Below are 19550 nucleotides of genomic sequence, written 5' to 3'. Positions count from 1 at the left end.
CTCTCCCCTACGAACGCGTCGTCATTGCTGTGGTAACGCGGGCGCCCAGATCGAACTGTCCAAGATAGCGTCCTTCAATTCTGACATAGCATCGGACATCGCGGCGAGCGCGGTGTTCAGGAAGCTCGTGCGGGGCTTACGGTTACCCGGATCCTGGACGAAGGTCATGCCGATCCGTTTCGCGGCCAGCGGAGTCACGTCAGAACCCGGAAAATCCGCGATGAGGCGCTGAAAAGCAGCCTTGGCCAGCTCCTTCTGCTCGAGTTCCCAGAGCGACTCTCCAAGATAGTAAAGTGCCTGGTCGTTGTACTCGGATCCCGGGTACTCCTTCAGGACAGACTCGAACCGCGAGATGGCGGCGCCATATGCCGCGCGGTGAAAGTAAAACTTGCCGACGAATAGCTCCCTATGGGCCAGTCGCCGCTGGCTCTCTGCCAACATGGCCTGCGCGTCTGGTGCGAACTGGGAGCTACGGAATTCGCTGATCAGGGTCCGAAACTCTCTCACCGCCTTTCTGGTCATCGTCTGATCACGGTCTACCTTCTCTATCTGGCGGAAGTAAGAAAGTGCCGTGTAATACTGGGCTTCATCAAGCTGCTCATGTTGTGGGAACAGTTCAATGAACCGTTGGTACTCGGCGCGTGCCTCATCGTACCTATTCTCATCGAAGTAGGCACGACCAACGCTCAGACGAGCCGTAGGAACCAATTCGCTTTCAGGAAATTGGTTGATCAGGCGTTGTAGGTGTTTGCGCCCATCAGCATACTCCTTCAGGGCGATGGCCGCCTCGGCCTGGCTCATCAACTCCCGATCCGATCCGGCTGGTGTCTCGGCCTGCTTCGGTGAAAAGAGGTCGAGAGCAGCGCACCCCGAGACCGATAGTAGGAGAATAAGGCAACCTGCCACGAGTAGCTGGCGCCGCAAATAGGACCTCATATCGAGCATCTCCGAGCAGTTGGAGAAAAACTCGCTTCTCGCGACATGAAGCGAACAAAAGACTGTCGAGCAGCGATCGAATTGCAGATGTCGGATTACCAAACGGCAAAACAAAGGCAGAAAGAGGCGTCGTCAATCCGCAATGGGTTTGGCGATCAGGCTGATTCGGCCTTTTTCTTATAGAGGATGATGGGCGGTTTCCGCTCGACCACGGTCTCACGGTTGACGATACACTCCGCAATTCCCGACTGTGAGGGGACCTCATACATGATGTCGAGCATGATCTCTTCAAGGATCGCCCGGAGGCCACGGGCACCGGTCTGCCGTCTGGCCGCCTCCTGAGCCACAGCGCTGATCGCCTCGTCGGTAAGGGTCAATTTCACGTGTTCGAAATCGAAGAACCTCTGATACTGTCGCAAGAGGGCGTTCTTTGGCTCTACGAGGATCCGCACCAGCGCCTTCTCGTCAAGCTCGTGTACGACCGCAACTACCGGCAGTCGTCCCACTAACTCGGGAATGAGGCCATACCGAAGCAGGTCTTCCGGTTGGGAATTGGACAGTAACTCACTGATCCGCCTTCCTCGCTTTTCCTGGATCTTGGCGCCGAATCCCATCGACTTCTGACCAGTCCGACGTTCAATAATCTTCTCTAGCCCAACGAATGCCCCGCCGCAGATAAACAGGATGTTAGTGGTGTCAACCTGCAGGTACTCCTGTTGGGGATGCTTGCGCCCGCCTTGCGGAGGGACATTGGCTACGGTTCCCTCAAGGATCTTCAGGAGGGCTTGCTGGACGCCCTCCCCGGAGACGTCCCGCGTGATGGAAGGATTTTCGGACTTGCGCGCGATCTTGTCGATCTCGTCGATGTAGATGATTCCGCGCTCTGCCCGCTCTACATCGTAGTCTGCCACCTGCAAGAGTCGAAGGATAATGTTCTCTACGTCCTCCCCGACATATCCTGCTTCAGTGAGGGTGGTGGCATCGGCGATGGTGAACGGCACGTCCAGGATCTTAGCAAGGGTTTGCGCCAGCAGGGTCTTGCCGCATCCGGTTGGACCAATGAGGAGAATATTTGACTTGGTCAGTTCGACGTCGTCAAAGGTCATCCGAGCGTTGATACGCTTATAGTGGTTGTGGACGGCGACCGCCAGGCTCTTCTTGGCCCGGTCCTGGCCAATGACATACTGGTCCAGGACCGCCTTAATCTCGGCCGGCTTGGGGAGCTCGCTGCAACCCTTGCCCTTTTCCTCTTCCCATTCCTCAGCGATGATGTCGTTGCAGAGCTCGATGCACTCATCGCAGATGTAGACTGTGGGACCGGCGATCAGCTTTCGCACGTCGTCCTGACTTTTTCCGCAAAAGGAGCAGGTGAGCTTTCCCCCGCCTTTCACCGCTTTGGCCATCTACCCCTCCCCATAGCGTAGCGTATCCAACGCTTCTTTACACAATCCGTTCGCCCTGAGCTTGTCGAAGGGTGAAGTACTTCAATGGGTTCCGTTCATGGGTTCGACAAGCCTGTCCTGAGCCCAGTCGAAGGGCTCACCACGAACGGACTGTAAAGGCATTTGTGAGGCGCAACTCTGGACAAGTTGGTTCAACATCTGGATCATCCATGGTGCTGGGGCTGTAGCGTTAATGGAAGGCCCTCGCGCGAGTGGATCACCTCGTCAATCAGGCCGTATTCCTTGGCCTCCTCAGGTGACATGAAAAAGTCACGGTCGCTGTCTTTCTCAATCCGCTCCAGCGGCTGGCCGGTGTGACTGGCGATGATCCGATCCAGTTCCTGTCGCATCCGAAGGATCTCTTTCGCCTGGATCTGGATGTCGGATGCCTGCCCCTGGGCTCCCCCATGGGGCTGGTGGATCATGATCCGCGCGTGGGGGAGGGCATAGCGCTTCCCCTTGGCGCCGGCCGTCAAAAGGAGCGCGGCGCCACTGGCCGCTTGGCCCATGCAGATTGTCTCGATGGCAGGCTTGATATACTGCATGGTGTCATAGATAGCGAGTGAGGCAGTCACCGACCCGCCTGGTGAGTTGATATAGATATGGATGTCTTTGTCAGGGTCTTCGGCTTCCAGAAAGAGGAGCTGGGCGATCACCAGATTTGCATCAGCGTCATCTATCGGGGTACCGATGAACAGGATCCGGTCCTTCAAGAGACGAGAGAAAATATCGTAGGCTCGCTCACCCCGGCTGGTCTGTTCCACTACCATTGGAATCAGTTGCATTGCGTGATACTCCCTTTGCGTGACGCTCAGGCGAGGGTCACAAGATTGACCCCTTCTACCACTTTGGCCCGCTCGTACAGAAGATCAAGCGCCTTGCGCTCCAGCACTTGCATTCGAATGGTCTCAATTCGCCCCTCCCGCTCTAGCAACTTGCGGAAGGCCTCCGGCTTCTGGTTCAAGGCGGCGGCGGTCAATTCGATCTCGCTCTGCAATTCCTCCTCCGACACGGCAAGCGCTTCCTGCTTCGCCACCGCCTCCAGCAAGAGGGAGTTTCGTACCCGTTTTAAGGCAAGATCTTTCGCCCTGGTCCGCGTCGCCTCGTCTTCGCTCCGAATAGGGGTTGCCCTATGCCCGCCGCCGTCACGTCTCAGATCAGCGAGGATTGCCTCGACCTCCGCATCAACCAGCGACTCCGGAGAATCGAAGGGGTGGGCAGCACGCAACTTTTCAAGGATCTGACTCTTCAGACGCCCCACATGCTCCAGCTCCTTGTGCGCCAGCAGATCCTGCCTCACCTTCTCCCTGAGCTCACTAACATCCTCGCAAGCACTCGCCGACCTGGCGAAATCATTATCCAGAGGCGGCACCTGTTTCTTCTTAACCTCTTTGACGGTGACTCTGAAGAGTACCCGCTTCCCAGCCAGCTCCCGTCGCCCATAATCGTTTGGGAATTCCAAGGAGAACTCCTTGGTCTCCCCTTTCTTGAGACCATGGAGTTGGGCCTCAAACTCAGGGAGGAACTGGTGGGCGCCGAGAAGGATAGAGGCATTTTGGCCACTCACGCCCTTGAGCGGTTTACCGCCGGCAAAGCCTTCGTAGTCGACCACCAGGAGGTCTTCCTGCAGGGCGGGCCAGCCATCCATCGGTACATACTCTGCCGCTCGATCCCGAAGGTACTCCAGTGCCCGATCCACCTCCGCGTCCGTTGCCTCGACCTTCTCCTTGTGGACCTCAACCCCCGTGTACCCCGAAAGCTGCAGTTCAGGCTTTACGTCGAAAGTAGCCCGGTAGCTGAAAGGCTCCCCCTCCTCGCAGACCACCTCGTCCAGGCTGGGCTCGCATACAGGATTCAGATTGGCCTCCTTGAGCGCTTGACTATAGCTTTCCGGGACGAGTTCCTGAAGGGCCTCCCGCTTCGCCTCCTCCTTGAAGCGCGAACGCAAGACGTCCCGCGGAATCTTGCCGGGGCGGAAGCCTGGCAGGCGAGCCTTTTTAGCGAGGTGCAGGTATACCACCTCCAGCTTCTCCAGGAGGCTTTGAGGGGGCAATTCAATTCGAAGCGCGCGTTTGGTACTGCTGATCTCTTCGATATCTACTTTCATGGGCACCTTGGAATTACAGGCCAGTTTCATGGTGCGAGAGGGGGGACTTGAACCCCCATCCGCCAAAGGCGGACTGGATCCTAAGTCCAGCGCGTCTGCCATTCCGCCACTCTCGCTTGAGCCTCCGAGCAGGAACCAGTAAAACTATACCATACGGTCAAGCCTCTGTCCACAAAACTGCCCTCCGGGTGAGAGTGGTCCGACTGGCCGCCAGTGTTTCTCGCAATATTTCTTGCACTAGTCAATCTCAACAATTCGGTTCTTCCGGCATGAGCGTGGATACGAGAGATCTCAACATCACGTCTGGAGAAGAGGGTAGCTATGTTCCTTCCTCCCACCCAGAGGCTACCGGGGGGAGGTCCACAAGGGGTGTCCCTTCCCCTCCCCATGAGAGTCTGCCCCGGACTCGATCCGGGGGGGAAGATGCCTTTTCGTTTGCCGTGGTGCGGCAGCGCCTCATGGAGTGTCCCTTGCGAAGAGATAGAGATAGCGGGCCACATCCTTCCAGGTAGTCCCTGTACGCAAACGCCTATTCGCCGAAAGCGGCGAACGGTCTGTTCATCACAACCTCAGGTCTGTGAGCCAACATACGTAACACAGTTTTGACGTGTTCATTAACCAGTGTTTCGCCCGAGAGGGGCTTCGATGCGAAGGCCCCGGCAAGGGCCAGCCATTTCTGCAGGCCGATCAGGTAGTCGCGGGTTACGGTCTGGCCGGATTTAAATTCGATAGGCCACAGCGGCACACTCAAGCCGCCTCGCGGGGCTTTACTTGGCGCTCAATAGTATCACCGGATGCTAACTCTGAAACCCGCAAATCATATGCGGTTTGCAGGTTCAACCAGGATTGGGCGTCCGTCCCGAAATAGCGGGCGAGGCGCAAGGCTGTGTCCCCCGTGATACCACGTTTTTGCCTGACGATCTCGTTGATGCGGGCAGGAGTAACGCCCAGTGCCCGCGCCAGTCCATTCGCAGAGATTCCAAGCGGCACCATATACTCTTCATGCAGAATCTCTCCTGGGTGGATTGGCCGCATACGGTTCTTTGTCATACCAACGCCTCCTTAGTGATAGTCCACAATCTCAACATCACACGCATCTCCTTCAGCCCAGCGGAAACATACTCGCCATTGATCGTTGATGCGGATGCTCCACTGACCAATGCGGTCGCCTTTCAGGGCCTTCAGCCGGTTGCCTGGGGGCGAGCGCAAAAAATCCAGCGTGGCTGCGGCATGCAACATCGCGAGTTTGCGCTCAGCCACTTGCCGGATGGCCTGCCAGCGGCGTGGGCAACGACCCTCGAACAACGCTTGCGCGTCTTGATTGCGGAAGGTCTTTATCATGGACTTTACTGTATATCGATCCACGATATAGTGCAAGCTCAAACTTGGGCTGGATGGGCGCGTGAGTGTCACCTGCGGACATCGTGCATGGCATATGGCCCCCCTCCCCCCCACCTGTATCCTCCCCCTCGGAGGGGGGAGGAGTCCACAAGAGGCGTCACTTCCGCTGGCAGGCCATGGTACCCATGGAAAACCCGGAAGAACCAAAAATTCGATATTGGTGGGCCGGTGATATCAGTCCTGGGAGAAAATCCTCGGCAGGCGAGGGGAGAGGACCGTGAGGATCTCATACGGGATAGTCCCCAGGCGCTCTGCCCACTCCGCGACCGAGATACGCTCGTCCCCGTCCTGCCCAAGCAGCGTGGTGATCTCTCCCTCGAACGTATCCGGCATATCGGTGACATCGATCAGACATTGGTCCATCGTGATCGTTCCCACCTGCCGAGCCCGCCGACCGCGAACCAGGAAGTCGATCCTGTTTGAGAGGGCGCGGGGGATACCATCGCCATAGCCGATGGACACGGTGGCCAGTCGCGTCGGGCGTCCCGTTCGAAAGGTGTGACCGTAACTGACCCCGGTCCCTGGTGGAACCGTCTTGATGAAGACGATCCTTGCTTTGACAGAGAGGGCGGGGTGAAGGACCACAACTTCCTGAAGGTGAGAGGCTGGGTACAGGCCATACTGAGCCAACCCGATTCGGACCAGATCGAAGTGGGTCTCTGGGAGCGCTAATGTAGCGGCAGAGTTGGCCAGGTGCGCCAATGGAGGCCTGGTCCCCTGCTTCTCCAGCATGGCTACCAGCCTGGCAAATCGCTCGAATTGCTGGGCGGTCGTGACGGGATCTGCTGCATCCGCCGTGGCCAGATGACTGTAGAGACTGGCGACAGTGACATTGGGCAAGAGTCTGATGGTGTTGAGGAGATCCTGAGCCTCCTGCCAGGCTACTCCCAGACGGGACATGCCGGTATCGACCTTCAGGTGAATCTGGATCGGCCCCAGACCCGCCTCGGAGAACCGACGGGCATGATCGAGGCTACAGACGGTAGGCTGCAGCCGATGCTCGGCAACTGCCTCGATTTCCTTTTTACAGATCGTGGGACCGAAGAGGAGAATCGGCGCCTCAATCCCAGCCTGCCTCAACTGGATCCCCTCTTCAAGCGTGGCCACCGCAAGCCACGAGGCACCGGCCGAGAGCGCCGTCCGGGCGACCGCAACGGCGCCATGGCCGTAGCCATCAGCCTTGACGACCGACATGAACTGCGTCGACGGTCTCAGCAGCCGTCGGATCGCCTGCACATTTCGTCGGATCGCCCCGAGATCGACCTCTACCCAGGCGCGGCGGGTAGAGGGAACCCGATCGGCTGCCCAGCCGAGACCCTGATGGTTGCTCATTGATTCCTATTCTCAGCTCTGAAGGTCAAACTACCTCAATCATGCATTCCCGCTATCATGCATGACCAGGAGGTTAAGCCTGTCATCGAGCGGTAGTCAGGCAGCGTCCGGTACGCCATCGAAGAATTCGACCAGACCAGTCTCGAGCGAGTACTCAGCGCCAACGACAAGCAGGCCATCATTGAGGATCAGTTTCTCGAGAAGTTCAGAGCCGTGTCGCAGGTGGTTAGCAGAGGCGAGGACGTTAGCGCGAACTGCATCTCGAATAAGGTCGTTCGCATCGCGCTGGGGTTCAGCACTGAGGAGGCCCTCGACTGACGGGCGGATATGATCGATGATGGAGTGCAGATTGCGGGACTGGACCGTCATAGGTTGCCTCAGTGCCTCTAATGTGGCCAGAATAGCGCCGCACTGGGAATGGCCAAGTACAACCACTAGACGTGTTCCGCAGTAGGCAGCGGCATACTCAACGCTCCCGACTAGGCACGGAGCGACAATGTTACCAGCAACCCGGATGACGAAGAGATCGCCGAGCCCCTGGTCGAACACGATTTCTGCTGGAACACGTGAATCTGAACAGCCAAGAATGATTGCGACAGGCTGCTGGCCTGTGAGGAGCTCACCGCGTCTGGTCTGGCTCAGAAGCGTGTCGAAGCTCTGCACGTTCGAGGTGAAACGGCGGTTTCCTTCACGAAGACGTTTGAGTGCTTCCCGTGCGGAGATCATCTGATCTTAAGGCCAGCTCTTGTAGCTTAGAATATCTATCGGAGTATTCAGCCCAGAAACTTTCGAATCCAGGCTGCCCGGAGGATGAGATCGCCGAGGTCCTTGACACTCCCCTCTCCAACCCGCTTGATAATCGTCGTAGTGACCTCACGGTGGGCATGATTCGGGGAGAGGGGGAGGCCGAGGAGTCGGATGGTCCTTTGTATCTCCCCTGCTTCAGCGGGAGGGAGGAGGGTGAGCGCCTCCTCGTTCAGATACTGAAGGGCATCTCCGAGGTCGGCCTCGAACCCCGGGTCGACCTCCCGAAGAAGGGCCAGATCCTCCTGACCAAGACAGGAGAGGCCGAGGATCTCGGGGGGAAGGCCTAAGGAGTAAAGGGCGGCACAGAAGGAGATGGCCCGGGGGAGCGAGACCCCGCCGATGCTCCGGCTGTAGCCGAAAAGACCGATATGGAGTTTCCGCATCCGCCGCCTGGGAACGGCGGGGGCTACGTTATTCATAAGGGGCGCTATCGCTCTTACTTGACGCTGGTAGCAAGCGGAGATCCGCTCAATCAGATCGATGACCTTCCCCTCCGGCTCCACCGGCCGGGCACTCTTTCTAGGTGCGTTCTTGAGAGTCTCGATGGCCTGGATGATCGCAGGAGCCGGATGGTCGTATTTAAAGGCCGACTGGATTGTGAACGTCTGCACGCTTGGGTGCTCAGCAAGGTGTCGTTCCACTGTATCGGGTCGGAAATTGCCACGAAACGGGGCGCTTCCGGCCCCAAGGATCGGATAGATGGGGATCCCCCGCTCCTGCTCCAGCCTTTCCAGACGGCTCAAGGCTACCTTTACCAGGAGGCTAGCCGCCAGGCTTCCATAGTTCAAGGCGGGATCGGAACGAGCTAAGAAGACGCGCTGGTACGAGAGGTCTTTGTCTTGAAGGTACGTGCGGACGATGGCATCGGCTCGAAGCAGCGACTCCTTATCCTCGATCAAAGGGATGATCTGGATCGTGGTGGGGTGGAACTCTCCAATCCATTCTTTGAGAGAGATATCACCGGGGGTAAGAACCGCCGACCCCTTCCCCGTGACGAAGACCTGATAGTACCGGAGTACACGGTTCAGCTCCTCCGCCGAGGTGGTCATGGGAAGGATGACCTCGAAGATGGGGGCTACATCCTCCCCGTAGAAGAGGCGGGCCACATCGTAAGCTCTGGGGATTCCGTGGAGGACTTCGAGGAGGATCTTCCCCTGTGCCTTTTCCACGGCAGGGTTCGGAACTCGTAAGGTCAGGAACATCTCCCGTCCTAAGGGAAACTCCCGGAAGAACCCCTCGTAGGTCGTCAAGAGCTTCTCGACGACGAACTCATCGACCTCCTTCCCCTCGAAGTCCCACATCTGCTCATCACAGCCTAAATGGGAGAAGGCGTAGTAGGCCTCCCGGATCTCGTCCATCCCCTCCATCACAGGCCCTTGGGCGAAGAAGGGGACGGTTACGTTGTCCGGATGCTGGGTGCTCATACAGCGGGGGATACGGCGATGGGTCTCGATATCGATCATCGCTCTACTTTCGATCTGTTTTCTGATCGGATTCCGGCTGAACATCCATGAATACGCGGCTGGCAAGGATATCTTCAGCCTCGATGGTCACCAGATCTTTTTTCGTGAGTGTGTTTCTATGTTGTGCGAACAAGCGGTTGGCCTGGCGCAGGCGAGCCCGATCAAGGGCATTCCGCACACTACGGGCATTAGCGAAGTTGGGCATTTGCATGCGCTTGAGAAGATACGCATGAAAGACCTTTTCAGCTTCTGGGCTGAAACGGTATTGCTGTTCTTCCAACATCAGTTTGGCAATCGCTATGAGTTCTTCCGCTGAGTAATCCGGAAAATCCAAGTGATGTGCGACACGGGAGGACATCCCTGGATTGCCTTGGAAGAATGTTTGCATGCGGTCCCTGTAACCGGCCAGGATGACGACGAGATCCTCCCGCTGATTTTCCATGACCTGGAGTAAGATCTCGATGGACTCCTGGCCGTAGTCACGCTCGTTCTCCGAACGGTAGAGATAATAGGCTTCGTCGATAAACAGTACGCCGCCCATGGCTCTCTTCAAGACCTCTTTGGTCTTCGGCGCGGTATGCCCGATGTATTGGCCGACGAGATCATCGCGTGTCACCGCCGCCAAATGGCCCTTACGGACGTAACCGAGGCGGTGCAGAATCTCGGCCATCCGCATCGCTACGGTGGTCTTCCCCGTACCGGGATTACCGGTAAAGCACATATGGAGGCTGGGCGGTCCTGACATGAGCCCCAAGCCTTTCCGCACCCTGTCAATCAGCAACAAGGCCGCTATTTCTCTAATCCGCGTCTTGATCGGCGTCAGGCCTATCAGTTCCCGGTCGAGCTTATCAAGGACCTCCTGAACCTGGGAATCGCGAACGATACCTTCAAGATCCACCGGCGTATCGTCGGGAATTCTTGACAAGGCCTTCTCTTCAGGGGTTTGTTCAACTTCCGTTTCACTCATTGACTTCCTCACTCCACCTGGCGGTCCTCACAACTATTGCTCGGAACCGCATAGCGTGGGGAGGGAGAGGGGGGGTGAACCCCCCTCTCCCTCCCATAATGTCCGATAACGTGCTCAGTCCGTATACCGCTTGCCCTCCGGCTTGTCGGTGGCATAGCTGTGTAGGGTGTAGCTGATGGTTCGGCCCTTCACCTCCTGGCGCACAAGGCTAAAGCCGGGCTCATTAGTCGGCCGGTGAACGATGAAAGACATACGGATAGTTTCCCAGCCTTTTGTATGGTCGAAGGCGTTCACCTTGATGTAGTGGTTGGGATAGGCCTTGCGGCAAGCATTGATCTCGTACACAATCCCAGCCGGGTCTTCCAGGTCGAACATCGGCAAGCCCCACATCTCCCAGAAGGTATTGCGGGGATGCGGGTCATCCGTAAACTCGACACTGACGGCCCATTTATTTTTCAACGCATACTCCACCTGCTTTCTGATCTGTTCATCGGTCAGATCAGCCAGGAACGAGAAGGCACCCTGAGTGATTCGCATAATGCTTCCTCCCTTTTCACCTACGTGGCCGTTGTTGTCGGAACAAAGTCTGCGGTATCGGTCGAGGCATAGTTGAAGGTAATATCCTTCCACACTTCCAGCGCCGTCCGCAATGGCGAACACCACCGTGCGGCATTCGCCAGGATCTCCTCACCTTCATTCAAATAATCGCGGCCTTCGTTGCGCGCCTGAACCATCGCTTCCAAGGCCACCCGGTTGGCCGTCGCGCCCGCCGCGATGCCGGTCGGATGGCCGATGGTCCCGCCGCCGAACTGGAGCACCACGTCTTCCCCAAAGTAGTGGAGCAACTGGTGCATCTGCCCGGCGTGGATGCCGCCTGAGGCGACCGGCATGACCTTGCGTAGCGCCGCCCAGTCCTGATCAAAGAACAGACCATTTTGCAGATTCAGCGGGGTATGGGTTTCCCGCAGGGTATCGTAAAATCCTTTGACCATAAACGGGTCGCCTTCGAGCTTGCCGATGACGGTTCCGGCGTGAATATGATCTACCCCCGCCATACGCATCCATTTACAGATTACGCGGAAGTTGACACCGTGATTCTTCTGACGGGTATAGGTCGAATGGCCTGCCCGGTGCAGGTGCAGCATCATATCGTTTTTCCGCGCCCACTTGGATATCGACTGGATCGCAGTGTAACCGATTACCAGATCGATCATAATGATGACGCTGCCCAAATCCTTGGCGAATTCGGCGCGCTCATACATGTCCTCCATGGTGGCGGCTGAGATATTGAGGTAATGCCCCTTCACCTCGCCGCTGGCGGCCGAGGCGCGGTTCACCCCTTCCATTGCAAAGAGGAAGCGATCGCGCCAGTGCATAAACGCCTGCGAGTTGATGTTTTCGTCGTCCTTGGTGAAGTCGAGGCCGCCTTTGAGCGCCTCATACACGACGCGGCCGTAGTTTTTACCGGAGAGCCCCAGCTTCGGTTTGATGGTGGCGCCCAGCAGCGGGCGACCGAACTTATCCAGGCGCTCGCGCTCCACGACGATCCCGGTGGGCGGACCCTGAAAGGTCTTGAGGTAGGCCACAGGGAACCGCATGTCTTCCAGGCGCAGCGCCTTGAGCGGCTTGAAGCCGAACACATTGCCGATAATAGACGCGCTCACGTTGACGATCGAGCCATCTTCAAACAGGTCCAAATCGTAGGCGATGTAGGCGAAATACTGACCTGGACTCCCCGGTACAGGATCGAGCCTGTACGCCTTACCGCGATAGGCATCGTGATCCGTGAGACGGTCGGTCCACACCACTGTCCAGGTGGCAGTCGACGATTCGCCCGCCACAGCCGCGGCCGCCTCATCCGCATCTACCCCTTCCTGGGGGGTGATACGGAACACCGCAATGATGTCGGTATCCTTCGGCACATATTCCGGCCGCCAATACCCCATCTGCTTGTAAGGGACCACACCCCCCGCTTTGTACCGGTCTTTTGGATCCTTACTGGTTCCTGCCTTAGCTGCTCCTGCCATGGTTCCCTCCCTTCAGTCTGCGTGTTTACTCTGTTCTACTGTCCCGTTGTTTTATTCTCGTCGAGGGTCGATACCCCGCGGCTTGCCGCGAGTTCGTCATACCGGCGGAAGCCGGTATCCAGAGGGCCCGACTGGATTCCGTGTCAAGCACGGAATGACGGGCCAGAACAGAAGACGATACCCCGCGGCTTGCTGCGGGGTAGTTCATTCCCCTGGAGATCTCGGATGATTCACCTCTTGCCTTCACTCTTCGGTGAGTCTGATCGGATCCTGTCTCATTCCTATTCGTGGCCTTAAGTTATCAGTTCTTAGCATAAGGTCAAATAGAAAATTATGGAACTTATCATAAGGTTTCCTTTATGGCGCACTATGACGCTTCACGAGCGGCACATCTTCTCCGCTGTCGTGAACACCCGGCGTCTGAAGCGCTTCTTGACATCCGGATATCCGACATAGTAATAATATCTGCGATAAATAGACCTGTAACCTTTAAGAGGGGACTGGGGGGTCTTTCATCATTCTATGAATCAAGAATCGCATACTCACAATCAACAGCTACATTCTAATGCCCCTGGCGCGCTGGGGGCTCAGCCGTCCATGGCTAGCATGGCTCTAGATTTCATCAGGGACGGCGATATAGTCGGTCTGGGGACCGGGCGGGCTGCGACCGCATTTGTCCGCGCCCTGGGCCAAGCGGTGAAGGCAGGTCTTCGGGTTACGGCGGTTTCGACTTCGCAGGTCACGGCTGCGTTGGCTACGCAGCTTGGGATACCGCTGGCTACGCTCGATGAGGTGTCACATATCGACGTCACATTTGATGGCGCGGATGAGGTCGATCCTCGGCTCGACCTTATCAAGGGCTACGGCGGCGCGCTGGTTCGCGAGAAGATTGTGGCCGCCTCGTCACGACGGCTGATCATCCTGGTTGGGGCCGAAAAGCTGGTGCCGGTCCTGGGGAGCCGTGGCATCCTTCCCGTAGAGATCGTGCCGTTCGGGCTGCCCCTCTGCCGCCGCCGTCTCACAGAACTCGGATGCCGGCCGGCGGTGCGCGAGCATGACGGACAGCCGTTCGTGACCGATAACGGCAATTACATTCTTGACTGCAGCATCTCGCCTCTCTCTGATCCGGCCGCCTTCGAGCAGGCGATCCTTGGGGTCCCTGGGGTGGTCGGAACGGGGCTCTTCATCGGTATGGCTGACACGGTCCTGGTGCAGGACGGCGATACGGTCACAGTACAACAACGCAGAGACCCATGATGGGGGATCCGATGATCAGCAAAGGCATCACCCTTACCCGTCATCTTCTGGACGACCGGACACCGATAGAGGGCGACCTGGGCGCGCTTCTCATTAAGATAGGCACTGTCTCTAAACTGATTTCGCGGGAGGTGAATAGAGCGGCGCTGCACGGCAAATTGGGATATACCGGGGAGATAAACGTTCAGGGAGAGCAGATCGCCCAGCTTGATCTCTGGTCGAACGATGTGCTCGTGGATGCGCTAAAGGAGACCGGCCTCGTCTGTACGATGGTCTCAGAGGAGATGGAAGCGCCGTTACATGTCGACCGCAACTGCCTCCCCGGGAGTTATGTGGTCTGTTTCGATCCGGTCGATGGCTCGTCGAATATCGACATCAATGGGACAGTGGGAACGATCTTTTCGGTGCGGCACCGGCGTGGCCATGGGCGGGAACATATGGCGGCGGATATCTTGCGGAAAGGGACAGAGCAGGTGGCGGCCGGCTATGTGATGTATGGCCCCAGTACCATGTTCGTTTACGCCGCTGGTCATGCAGTGCATGGCTTTACATGGGATCATACGCTGGACGATTACGTCCTGACACACCCCGACATTCGGATTCCGCGACAGGGCAAGACGTACAGTGTGAACCATGGGAACTACCATCGCTGGTCCGAACCGACTCGCCGGGTGGTCGATTATCTGAGTACGCCGGACAAAGCGACAGGCCGCCCTTATTCGCTCCGCTACGTCGGGTCGATGGTGGCGGATCTGCACCGCACGCTGCTTGAAGGCGGGCTCTTTATGTACCCGGGCGAGGCCGGCGAGGGAAAGAATGCCAAAGGAAAGCTCCGACTTCTCTATGAGGTAGCACCAATGGCCTATATCGTGGAGCAGGCTGGGGGACGGGCCAGCACCGGCGATGAGCGGATCCTGGACATCGAGCCGTCGGAATATCACCAGCGCGTGCCAATAATCATCGGCAGCCCCGATGACGTGATCCTCGCCGAGGAGTTCTACCAAGGGAAGCGGTAACGCGCTCACCCTGCGCGCGGCCCGGGCCGGAACTTGACCTGCGGGCCGATTCGAAGAAGGCGATGCGCCTGAATACACGTACCCGTGAGATTCTCGGATGGTACAGTGGTGACAATCCGGGAAAGCTGACGAACTTGGCGCGCCTGTTGAACCATGGCTACCTTGGCGGCACAGGCCGACTGGTGATCTTGCCGGTGGATCAAGGTTTTGAACACGGTCCGGCGCGTAGCTTCGCGATCAATCCGCCTGCCTACCACCCGCACTACCACTTTGAGCTGGCGATTGAGGCGCGCTTGAGCGCCTACGCGGCGCCGCTTGGCTTCATCGAGGCAGGCGCGGCGGACTTCGCCGGCCAGATCCCTATGATCCTGAAGCTCAATAGCCACGACGTGCTGTACGACGATAAGGACCCGCTTTCGGCGGTGACGGCCAGCGTGAAAGATGCGCTGCGCCTGGGGTGTGTCGGCGTGGGCTTCACGATCTACCCCGGCTCGGCTCATTGCGCTACGATGTACCAGCAGTTCCGCGAGATCGCGGCTGAGGCCAAGGCGTCCGGCCTGATCGCCGTCTGCTGGTCGTACCCGCGCGGCACCGGTCTAAGCAAGGAGGGCGAGACGGCGATCGACGTGGTGGCCTACGCGGCACAGATCGCCGCGCAGCTTGGCGCCCACCTCATCAAGGTGAAGCTACCCACCGCCCACATCGAGCAGCCGGAGGCCAAGAAGGTCTACGAGAAGACCAAGGTACCGATCGGGACCTTGGCGGATCGCGTCCGGCATGTGGTCCAGAGCGCTTTCGATGGGCGACGGATGGTGATCTTCTCCGGCGGGGCGGCAAAGGAGGACGATAATGCCGTCCTGGATGAGATCCGGGCTATCCGCGATGGCGGTAGGTTCGGCACGATCATCGGCCGCAACTCGTTCCAGCGCCGCCGCTCCGACGCCATCGACCTGCTCACGAAGATCATGACGATCTACTCCGGGGAGATGCAGTAGGCACGTTGCGGGCACCCGCGTGCAGGGTCTGCATCGCTCATCTTATCGTCCTACCTTAGCCTGACGCGCTGAGCATCAGTGGCACCGGTCGCGGCGATCGAGCTTCCACAACCCAAGTATTCCAGAATCTACTGAATGCCCTTGTTCGGCCATAATGCCCGAATTCTTTTTTGTTCAAGGCTTCCCATATCTCGTCCACATATACCAACCGGGCAATGTGCACTACGCCTCGAGCAATCGCCGCTGCAGCAGCGACTGCATGTCACGACGACCATCAACAATCAGCAGAACGTACACGTTATTACCCATAACTCGGTAAATGATGCGGTAGGGTTTGAAGAAAACCTCGCGGTATTCCCGAATGCCCAGCGATAGCAGCTCTTTCGGATAGGCACCCCGCTCTGGGGATTCGGACAGTCTGGAGAAAGCTTTCTCAATCTGTTCCAATACGTAATCTGCTTTTTGAGGTACATCGTGCAGAGCGATATAGTCATAAATTTCGTCGAGATCACGCGCTGCGTCACTGGTCAGCAGAACCGCGAACGGCATCAGTGGGTACCGCGTCGCTCGCGCAGGCGTTTGAGTACATTCTCAGCGGGCTGGACCTTGCCTTCCTCGATCTGACGGGTTCCGAGTGCCAGGATTTTCAGGAGAGCCAACGTGTCTTGAGTTTGCTCGTAGCTTTTGATGCCCTGCATGACTACTTTGGCTTCGCCGTTCTGCGTGATGACCAGTGGCTCGCGCTGCTCGTCCAGACACCTTACGATTTCGGCGGCATGGGCTTTCAGATAACTGATAGGCTTGATCTGGCTGGACAGTTTCATAATGGTACCTCCATTACTTGAGTATGACTGAATATAGTCCATAAACAGGTCAACTGTCAAGATTGATGGTGGTTTGCGCGACGACTTCGTCGATTATGGCTCTTAGTTCGTCATCTGTCAGTTGGACAACTTTGGTAGCCATTGCATTCTCCTCGGCACGGGGGATCGCTTCTGAGCATTATACTCTTCTGCTGACAGTGGTGGAACTGCTTGCAGGTACTAACCGTCGGCGCTCCGACGCCATCGACCTGCTTACGAAGATCATGAAGATCTACTCCGGGGAAATGCAGTGGGCGCGCTGAGGGTACCCGCACGCGGGGTCAAGCTGAGGTCATCTTATCGGCCTACCTTAGCCTAATGACAAAGCTCATCCGCGCCGTTCTAACGGCGTCGACTGGAGCGACCTGTTGGACGATCTCATTTCTTGAAAAGGTCGCGGTGCGTGCCGGTCCGTTCAAGCCGAAGCGAGTCTTTATCTGCAGTGTAAATCAAGATCCAGTCGGCTTCAATGTGGCAGTCGCGCGACGGCTGCCACGGTCCGATGAGTGGATGGTCTCTGTGGTTTGCTGGAAGCGGAGTGCCCTCGGCCAGAAGCTCGACAACCTCCTGCAGCTTGTGCAGGTCTTCCCCTCGTTTCCGCATGCGCTTGATATCCCGGGAAAACTGCCTGGTCTGCGAGACCTTCTTCATTTCTCCCAATTCTTGAACATTGCTTCTAAAGACTCGTATTCCTGAACGTGTTCGCCGCGACGGCTCTTCTCCAGGGTAGACGCCGTCAGCTCGTTCGGAATCGCGACCGGGAAAGGCAATCCGCCACGGAGGGATATCTGCCGGTAGAAGATACGGATCGCCTCCGTGGGAGTAAGGCCAAGCTTGCGAAGGACCCCTTCGGCCTTTTGCTTTGTTTGCGGTTCAATACGCGCGTGGACGACTGCTGTTTTCATAATCCTATTGTGTCACATTCGCAACACAGATGCAAGATGTTTTGATCTCATCTCTATTTTCTCATTTTCGTCCAACGTTGAAGTCACCGGCCTGCGCGGCTTTTCGCGCAGGTCCGGTGGACTGCCGGGTTAGCCCTTTTGCTGTAGGCAGGCACGGATATGTTTCCGAAGACCTTCTTCAAACAACCGCTTGCCTCCAATTGAGTTCTCGTAGAAGAGCGTACGGAACGGAGAAACATCAAACGGTAGCTTGGTACCTTTTTCGGCGAGAAGAATCGTTGGCTTATTTAAGGCGTGTGCAAACCCAACCTCGTAAAACACATTCGCGTTGATTGGACTTATGTCGGCAATAATGATCTTTGACTCACGGATCGTTCGATTGATGTCCTGAATGATTAAGCCGGGGCCAGCTTCTTCATCGATTCGGGTTACGTCTACCTCCTCTTCGTCGCATACCTGCTTGATGACTTCGGAGTAGACATCGTTGTATGGCGCACTGAACTGCATTACTACAAAGGCACGAGGCTTGACCGGGCTCACCAGGAAGTTCTTGAACTCGATATTGGTTCGATCAACGCCGAACACGCCTACCTGACTTTGTGGAAGCACAAAAGGCAGCACAACTCGAAGAACCTCTACCCCGTCGCACTTCAAGGCAACAGTGGAACCACGCAATGATGCCTCAAGGCGATATGTTCGCTTTGCTTCGATTGCGTTTGCCGCGCCGGCTGTGGCATGAATAGTCCATCGTGTGTCGAAGTGGCGTATGGCGAATAGGTTTTGATACGTAAGACCCGCGTTTAGTGTGTATCGGTTTTGAGGATCGTAGAAGAGCACGACATCGGCACAACTGGTTGGCGAAACGTCATCAAATCGGACATCAACTGCAATTGACCCTTCTGAGAAGGTTCGGTTGCACAGGAAAAGACCGATTTCAGATCCTTCCTGTTCCTGCCCAGGAATGTCGATCTTTCCGCCTTTGAAGATGATGCTGTCTTTTCGCTGATCCATTCGGCCCATCACTGGCATCCATGCAATTGGCGTTTTCATCGAGTGACTCCCATAGGTCTGGAGGTGAAAGGGCTAACAGAGTCTTATGCCTCAAAAATAGCATCCCGCCGGCACGCCGCGCTGGGATGATATGCGTCTAAAAACCGCTTGACAACCAGTATGTTCCATGAAATCGCGACGCATAGCATTCTGGTGGGGGAGGGATGATATGCCTCAAACGACTCGACGGGGGGTGGCGCCGCTGAACCCGCAGCCGCGGTGGCCGGGGGGGGTACATCGCCGTGCTGCGGGAGGCCGGGGCACAGGAGAAAACCATCCCGTACTGCATGGCGTGGGTGCGAAGGTTTTTCGCGCGGCATCCGGGACGCAGGCGCAGGGACCTAGGACGGACGGAGATCGAGGTATTTCTTGCGGACATCGCACAACGCGGGGGTGTGTCCAACTGGCAGGTCCAGCAGGCTCGCGACGCCATGGAACTGTACTACGAGCAGTTGCGGGGCATCGCGCTGGCGCCGCGACTTGATGCAAGTGAGCTGAAAAGCGCTTCAGAGCCACCCTCCCCTCCAACCCCCACGCCTGTCGCTGAGTTGCGTAGTCGCAAGGATGCGCACAAAACATATGCGGCAGGCCGTAGGGATGTCAAGCGGAAACATGTTCTCCTGGCCATGGAGCCCGGCGCCGCGGTTGGCCCTGCCCCTCCGGCGCTTCGGACTGCCGAGGCTCCACCCTCGACAGGGGCGCCGACGGTGAAGACACACACGGCCGTCAATTGGCGGGCGTTGGATGCACGGGTGCGGGAATGCTTGCGGCTCGAACACTACGCCTACCGCACGGAACAGGCCTATGTGGCATGGATTCGCCGGTTCGTTGCTTTTCACCAGTGGCGGAAGCCTTCTCGTTTTGACAACGCAAAAGGGACCCACCGTGATAAAGCAAAAGGAACCCACCTCTGTTCAGTGATAGTCGGGCCTGTGGGAAGCATGGGAAAGCCGGAGGCTTTTCCATGCTGCGGTCGAAATCC

At 57.3% G+C, this 19550-nt stretch carries 22 protein-coding genes and 1 tRNA gene; 4 read left to right on the top strand and 19 right to left on the bottom strand.

Going from position 1 to position 19550, the window contains the following annotated elements:
* Positions 1-21 precede the first annotated feature (21 nt).
* The 14 genes from CLG94_RS12100 to CLG94_RS12035 form a co-directional block, all read right to left on the bottom strand.
* On the bottom strand, positions 22-936 hold the full coding sequence (locus CLG94_RS12100) for an outer membrane protein assembly factor BamD (RefSeq protein ID WP_107563884.1): 915 nt from the start codon (positions 934-936) through the stop codon (positions 22-24).
* 155 nt (positions 937-1091) lie between these two features.
* Positions 1092-2339 (bottom strand): ATP-dependent Clp protease ATP-binding subunit ClpX, encoded by a 1248-nt coding sequence (gene clpX, locus CLG94_RS12095; protein WP_107563882.1) that lies wholly within the window; start codon positions 2337-2339, stop codon positions 1092-1094.
* Positions 2340-2542: 203 nt separating this feature from the next.
* Complete coding sequence (gene clpP / locus CLG94_RS12090) at positions 2543-3163, bottom strand: ATP-dependent Clp endopeptidase proteolytic subunit ClpP (protein ID WP_107563881.1); 621 nt, start codon at positions 3161-3163, stop codon at positions 2543-2545.
* A 26-nt stretch (positions 3164-3189) separates the two neighbouring features.
* Entirely contained in the window at positions 3190-4485 is a 1296-nt protein-coding gene (tig, locus tag CLG94_RS12085) for a trigger factor (RefSeq protein ID WP_107563989.1), read from the bottom strand.
* 29 nt (positions 4486-4514) lie between these two features.
* Positions 4515-4601: transfer RNA gene (locus CLG94_RS12080), tRNA-Leu, on the bottom strand.
* A gap of 413 nt (positions 4602-5014) precedes the next feature.
* On the bottom strand, positions 5015-5236 hold the full coding sequence (locus CLG94_RS12075) for a hypothetical protein (protein ID WP_133174718.1): 222 nt from the start codon (positions 5234-5236) through the stop codon (positions 5015-5017).
* Positions 5233-5535 (bottom strand): HigA family addiction module antitoxin, encoded by a 303-nt coding sequence (locus CLG94_RS12070; protein WP_107563877.1) that lies wholly within the window; start codon positions 5533-5535, stop codon positions 5233-5235. The genes CLG94_RS12075 and CLG94_RS12070 overlap by 4 nt, the downstream gene beginning before the upstream one ends.
* Positions 5536-5547: 12 nt before the next feature.
* Positions 5548-5826 (bottom strand): type II toxin-antitoxin system RelE/ParE family toxin, encoded by a 279-nt coding sequence (locus tag CLG94_RS12065; RefSeq protein WP_107563988.1) that lies wholly within the window; start codon positions 5824-5826, stop codon positions 5548-5550.
* Positions 5827-6060: 234 nt separating this feature from the next.
* Entirely contained in the window at positions 6061-7218 is a 1158-nt protein-coding gene (gene alr / locus CLG94_RS12060; protein WP_107563875.1) for an alanine racemase, read from the bottom strand.
* A gap of 96 nt (positions 7219-7314) precedes the next feature.
* Entirely contained in the window at positions 7315-7944 is a 630-nt protein-coding gene (locus CLG94_RS12055) for a carbonic anhydrase (protein ID WP_107563873.1), read from the bottom strand.
* Positions 7945-7991: 47 nt separating this feature from the next.
* Positions 7992-9488, bottom strand: coding sequence for a phosphoenolpyruvate carboxylase (ppcA, locus tag CLG94_RS12050; RefSeq protein ID WP_107563872.1), 1497 nt, complete (start codon positions 9486-9488; stop codon positions 7992-7994).
* Between the two features lie 4 nt (positions 9489-9492).
* The gene (cbbX, locus tag CLG94_RS12045) at positions 9493-10455 is read right to left on the bottom strand and encodes a CbbX protein (protein ID WP_107563870.1); all 963 of its coding nucleotides are present in this window, start codon (positions 10453-10455) and stop codon (positions 9493-9495) included.
* A gap of 114 nt (positions 10456-10569) precedes the next feature.
* Complete coding sequence (locus tag CLG94_RS12040) at positions 10570-10992, bottom strand: ribulose bisphosphate carboxylase small subunit (RefSeq protein WP_107563868.1); 423 nt, start codon at positions 10990-10992, stop codon at positions 10570-10572.
* Between the two features lie 20 nt (positions 10993-11012).
* On the bottom strand, positions 11013-12482 hold the full coding sequence (locus CLG94_RS12035; RefSeq protein ID WP_107563867.1) for a form I ribulose bisphosphate carboxylase large subunit: 1470 nt from the start codon (positions 12480-12482) through the stop codon (positions 11013-11015).
* 597 nt (positions 12483-13079) lie between these two features.
* On the opposite strand from CLG94_RS12035, the gene rpiA reads away from it, so the two are divergent.
* The 3 genes from rpiA to CLG94_RS12020 all read left to right on the top strand — a co-directional run bounded on the left by rpiA (position 13080) and on the right by CLG94_RS12020 (position 15750).
* The gene (rpiA, locus tag CLG94_RS12030; RefSeq protein WP_107563986.1) at positions 13080-13739 is read left to right on the top strand and encodes a ribose-5-phosphate isomerase RpiA; all 660 of its coding nucleotides are present in this window, start codon (positions 13080-13082) and stop codon (positions 13737-13739) included.
* A gap of 11 nt (positions 13740-13750) precedes the next feature.
* A complete protein-coding gene (gene fbp / locus CLG94_RS12025; RefSeq protein WP_239993238.1) occupies positions 13751-14755 on the top strand; it encodes a class 1 fructose-bisphosphatase in 1005 nt (334 codons plus the stop codon).
* Positions 14756-14817: 62 nt separating this feature from the next.
* Positions 14818-15750 carry a class I fructose-bisphosphate aldolase gene (locus tag CLG94_RS12020; RefSeq protein ID WP_107563863.1) on the top strand — a complete coding sequence of 311 codons (933 nt, stop codon included), beginning with the start codon at positions 14818-14820 and terminating at the stop codon, positions 15748-15750.
* A 222-nt stretch (positions 15751-15972) separates the two neighbouring features.
* On the opposite strand, the gene CLG94_RS12015 is transcribed toward CLG94_RS12020, so the two are convergent.
* The 5 genes from CLG94_RS12015 to CLG94_RS11995 all read right to left on the bottom strand — a co-directional run bounded on the left by CLG94_RS12015 (position 15973) and on the right by CLG94_RS11995 (position 18568).
* On the bottom strand, positions 15973-16299 hold the full coding sequence (locus CLG94_RS12015; protein ID WP_107563861.1) for a type II toxin-antitoxin system RelE/ParE family toxin: 327 nt from the start codon (positions 16297-16299) through the stop codon (positions 15973-15975).
* Complete coding sequence (locus CLG94_RS12010; protein WP_107563859.1) at positions 16299-16574, bottom strand: type II toxin-antitoxin system Phd/YefM family antitoxin; 276 nt, start codon at positions 16572-16574, stop codon at positions 16299-16301. The genes CLG94_RS12015 and CLG94_RS12010 overlap by 1 nt, the downstream gene beginning before the upstream one ends.
* Positions 16575-16991: 417 nt before the next feature.
* Positions 16992-17264, bottom strand: coding sequence for a type II toxin-antitoxin system YafQ family toxin (locus CLG94_RS12005; RefSeq protein ID WP_107563857.1), 273 nt, complete (start codon positions 17262-17264; stop codon positions 16992-16994).
* On the bottom strand, positions 17261-17518 hold the full coding sequence (locus CLG94_RS12000; protein WP_107563855.1) for a type II toxin-antitoxin system RelB/DinJ family antitoxin: 258 nt from the start codon (positions 17516-17518) through the stop codon (positions 17261-17263). The genes CLG94_RS12005 and CLG94_RS12000 overlap by 4 nt, the downstream gene beginning before the upstream one ends.
* A 129-nt stretch (positions 17519-17647) precedes the next feature.
* The gene (locus CLG94_RS11995; RefSeq protein WP_133174716.1) at positions 17648-18568 is read right to left on the bottom strand and encodes a hypothetical protein; all 921 of its coding nucleotides are present in this window, start codon (positions 18566-18568) and stop codon (positions 17648-17650) included.
* 242 nt (positions 18569-18810) lie between these two features.
* Here CLG94_RS11995 and CLG94_RS11990 point away from each other — a divergent pair.
* Positions 18811-19550 (top strand): phage integrase N-terminal SAM-like domain-containing protein (locus CLG94_RS11990; protein ID WP_193450661.1); only part of this gene is annotated, 740 nt, incomplete at its 3' end.

The organism is Candidatus Methylomirabilis limnetica (assembly GCF_003044035.1).
In the GTDB taxonomy this organism is placed as follows: Bacteria; Methylomirabilota; Methylomirabilia; order Methylomirabilales; family Methylomirabilaceae; genus Methylomirabilis; species Methylomirabilis limnetica.
Note: the sequence above shows the minus strand (reverse complement) of the source record. Positions and strands in the feature narration are given on the sequence as shown.

Coding starts and splice junctions, on each gene's coding strand:
- clpX (WP_107563882.1), bottom strand. CDS start 2,339: ATGGCCAAAGCGGTGAAAGGCGGGGGAAAGCTCACCTGCTCCTTTTGC.
- CLG94_RS12035 (WP_107563867.1), bottom strand. CDS start 12,482: ATGGCAGGAGCAGCTAAGGCAGGAACCAGTAAGGATCCAAAAGACCGG.
- fbp (WP_239993238.1), top strand. CDS start 13,751: ATGATCAGCAAAGGCATCACCCTTACCCGTCATCTTCTGGACGACCGG.
- alr (WP_107563875.1), bottom strand. CDS start 7,218: ATGAGCAACCATCAGGGTCTCGGCTGGGCAGCCGATCGGGTTCCCTCT.
- CLG94_RS12010 (WP_107563859.1), bottom strand. CDS start 16,574: ATGAAACTGTCCAGCCAGATCAAGCCTATCAGTTATCTGAAAGCCCAT.
- CLG94_RS12055 (WP_107563873.1), bottom strand. CDS start 7,944: ATGATCTCCGCACGGGAAGCACTCAAACGTCTTCGTGAAGGAAACCGC.
- CLG94_RS12015 (WP_107563861.1), bottom strand. CDS start 16,299: ATGCCGTTCGCGGTTCTGCTGACCAGTGACGCAGCGCGTGATCTCGAC.
- ppcA (WP_107563872.1), bottom strand. CDS start 9,488: ATGATCGATATCGAGACCCATCGCCGTATCCCCCGCTGTATGAGCACC.
- cbbX (WP_107563870.1), bottom strand. CDS start 10,455: ATGAGTGAAACGGAAGTTGAACAAACCCCTGAAGAGAAGGCCTTGTCA.
- rpiA (WP_107563986.1), top strand. CDS start 13,080: ATGGCTAGCATGGCTCTAGATTTCATCAGGGACGGCGATATAGTCGGT.
- tig (WP_107563989.1), bottom strand. CDS start 4,485: ATGAAAGTAGATATCGAAGAGATCAGCAGTACCAAACGCGCGCTTCGA.
- clpP (WP_107563881.1), bottom strand. CDS start 3,163: ATGCAACTGATTCCAATGGTAGTGGAACAGACCAGCCGGGGTGAGCGA.
- CLG94_RS12000 (WP_107563855.1), bottom strand. CDS start 17,518: ATGAAAACAGCAGTCGTCCACGCGCGTATTGAACCGCAAACAAAGCAA.
- CLG94_RS12020 (WP_107563863.1), top strand. CDS start 14,818: ATGCGCCTGAATACACGTACCCGTGAGATTCTCGGATGGTACAGTGGT.
- CLG94_RS12100 (WP_107563884.1), bottom strand. CDS start 936: ATGAGGTCCTATTTGCGGCGCCAGCTACTCGTGGCAGGTTGCCTTATT.
- CLG94_RS12005 (WP_107563857.1), bottom strand. CDS start 17,264: ATGAAGAAGGTCTCGCAGACCAGGCAGTTTTCCCGGGATATCAAGCGC.
- CLG94_RS12040 (WP_107563868.1), bottom strand. CDS start 10,992: ATGCGAATCACTCAGGGTGCCTTCTCGTTCCTGGCTGATCTGACCGAT.
- CLG94_RS12070 (WP_107563877.1), bottom strand. CDS start 5,535: ATGACAAAGAACCGTATGCGGCCAATCCACCCAGGAGAGATTCTGCAT.
- CLG94_RS12065 (WP_107563988.1), bottom strand. CDS start 5,826: ATGATAAAGACCTTCCGCAATCAAGACGCGCAAGCGTTGTTCGAGGGT.
- CLG94_RS11995 (WP_133174716.1), bottom strand. CDS start 18,568: ATGAAAACGCCAATTGCATGGATGCCAGTGATGGGCCGAATGGATCAG.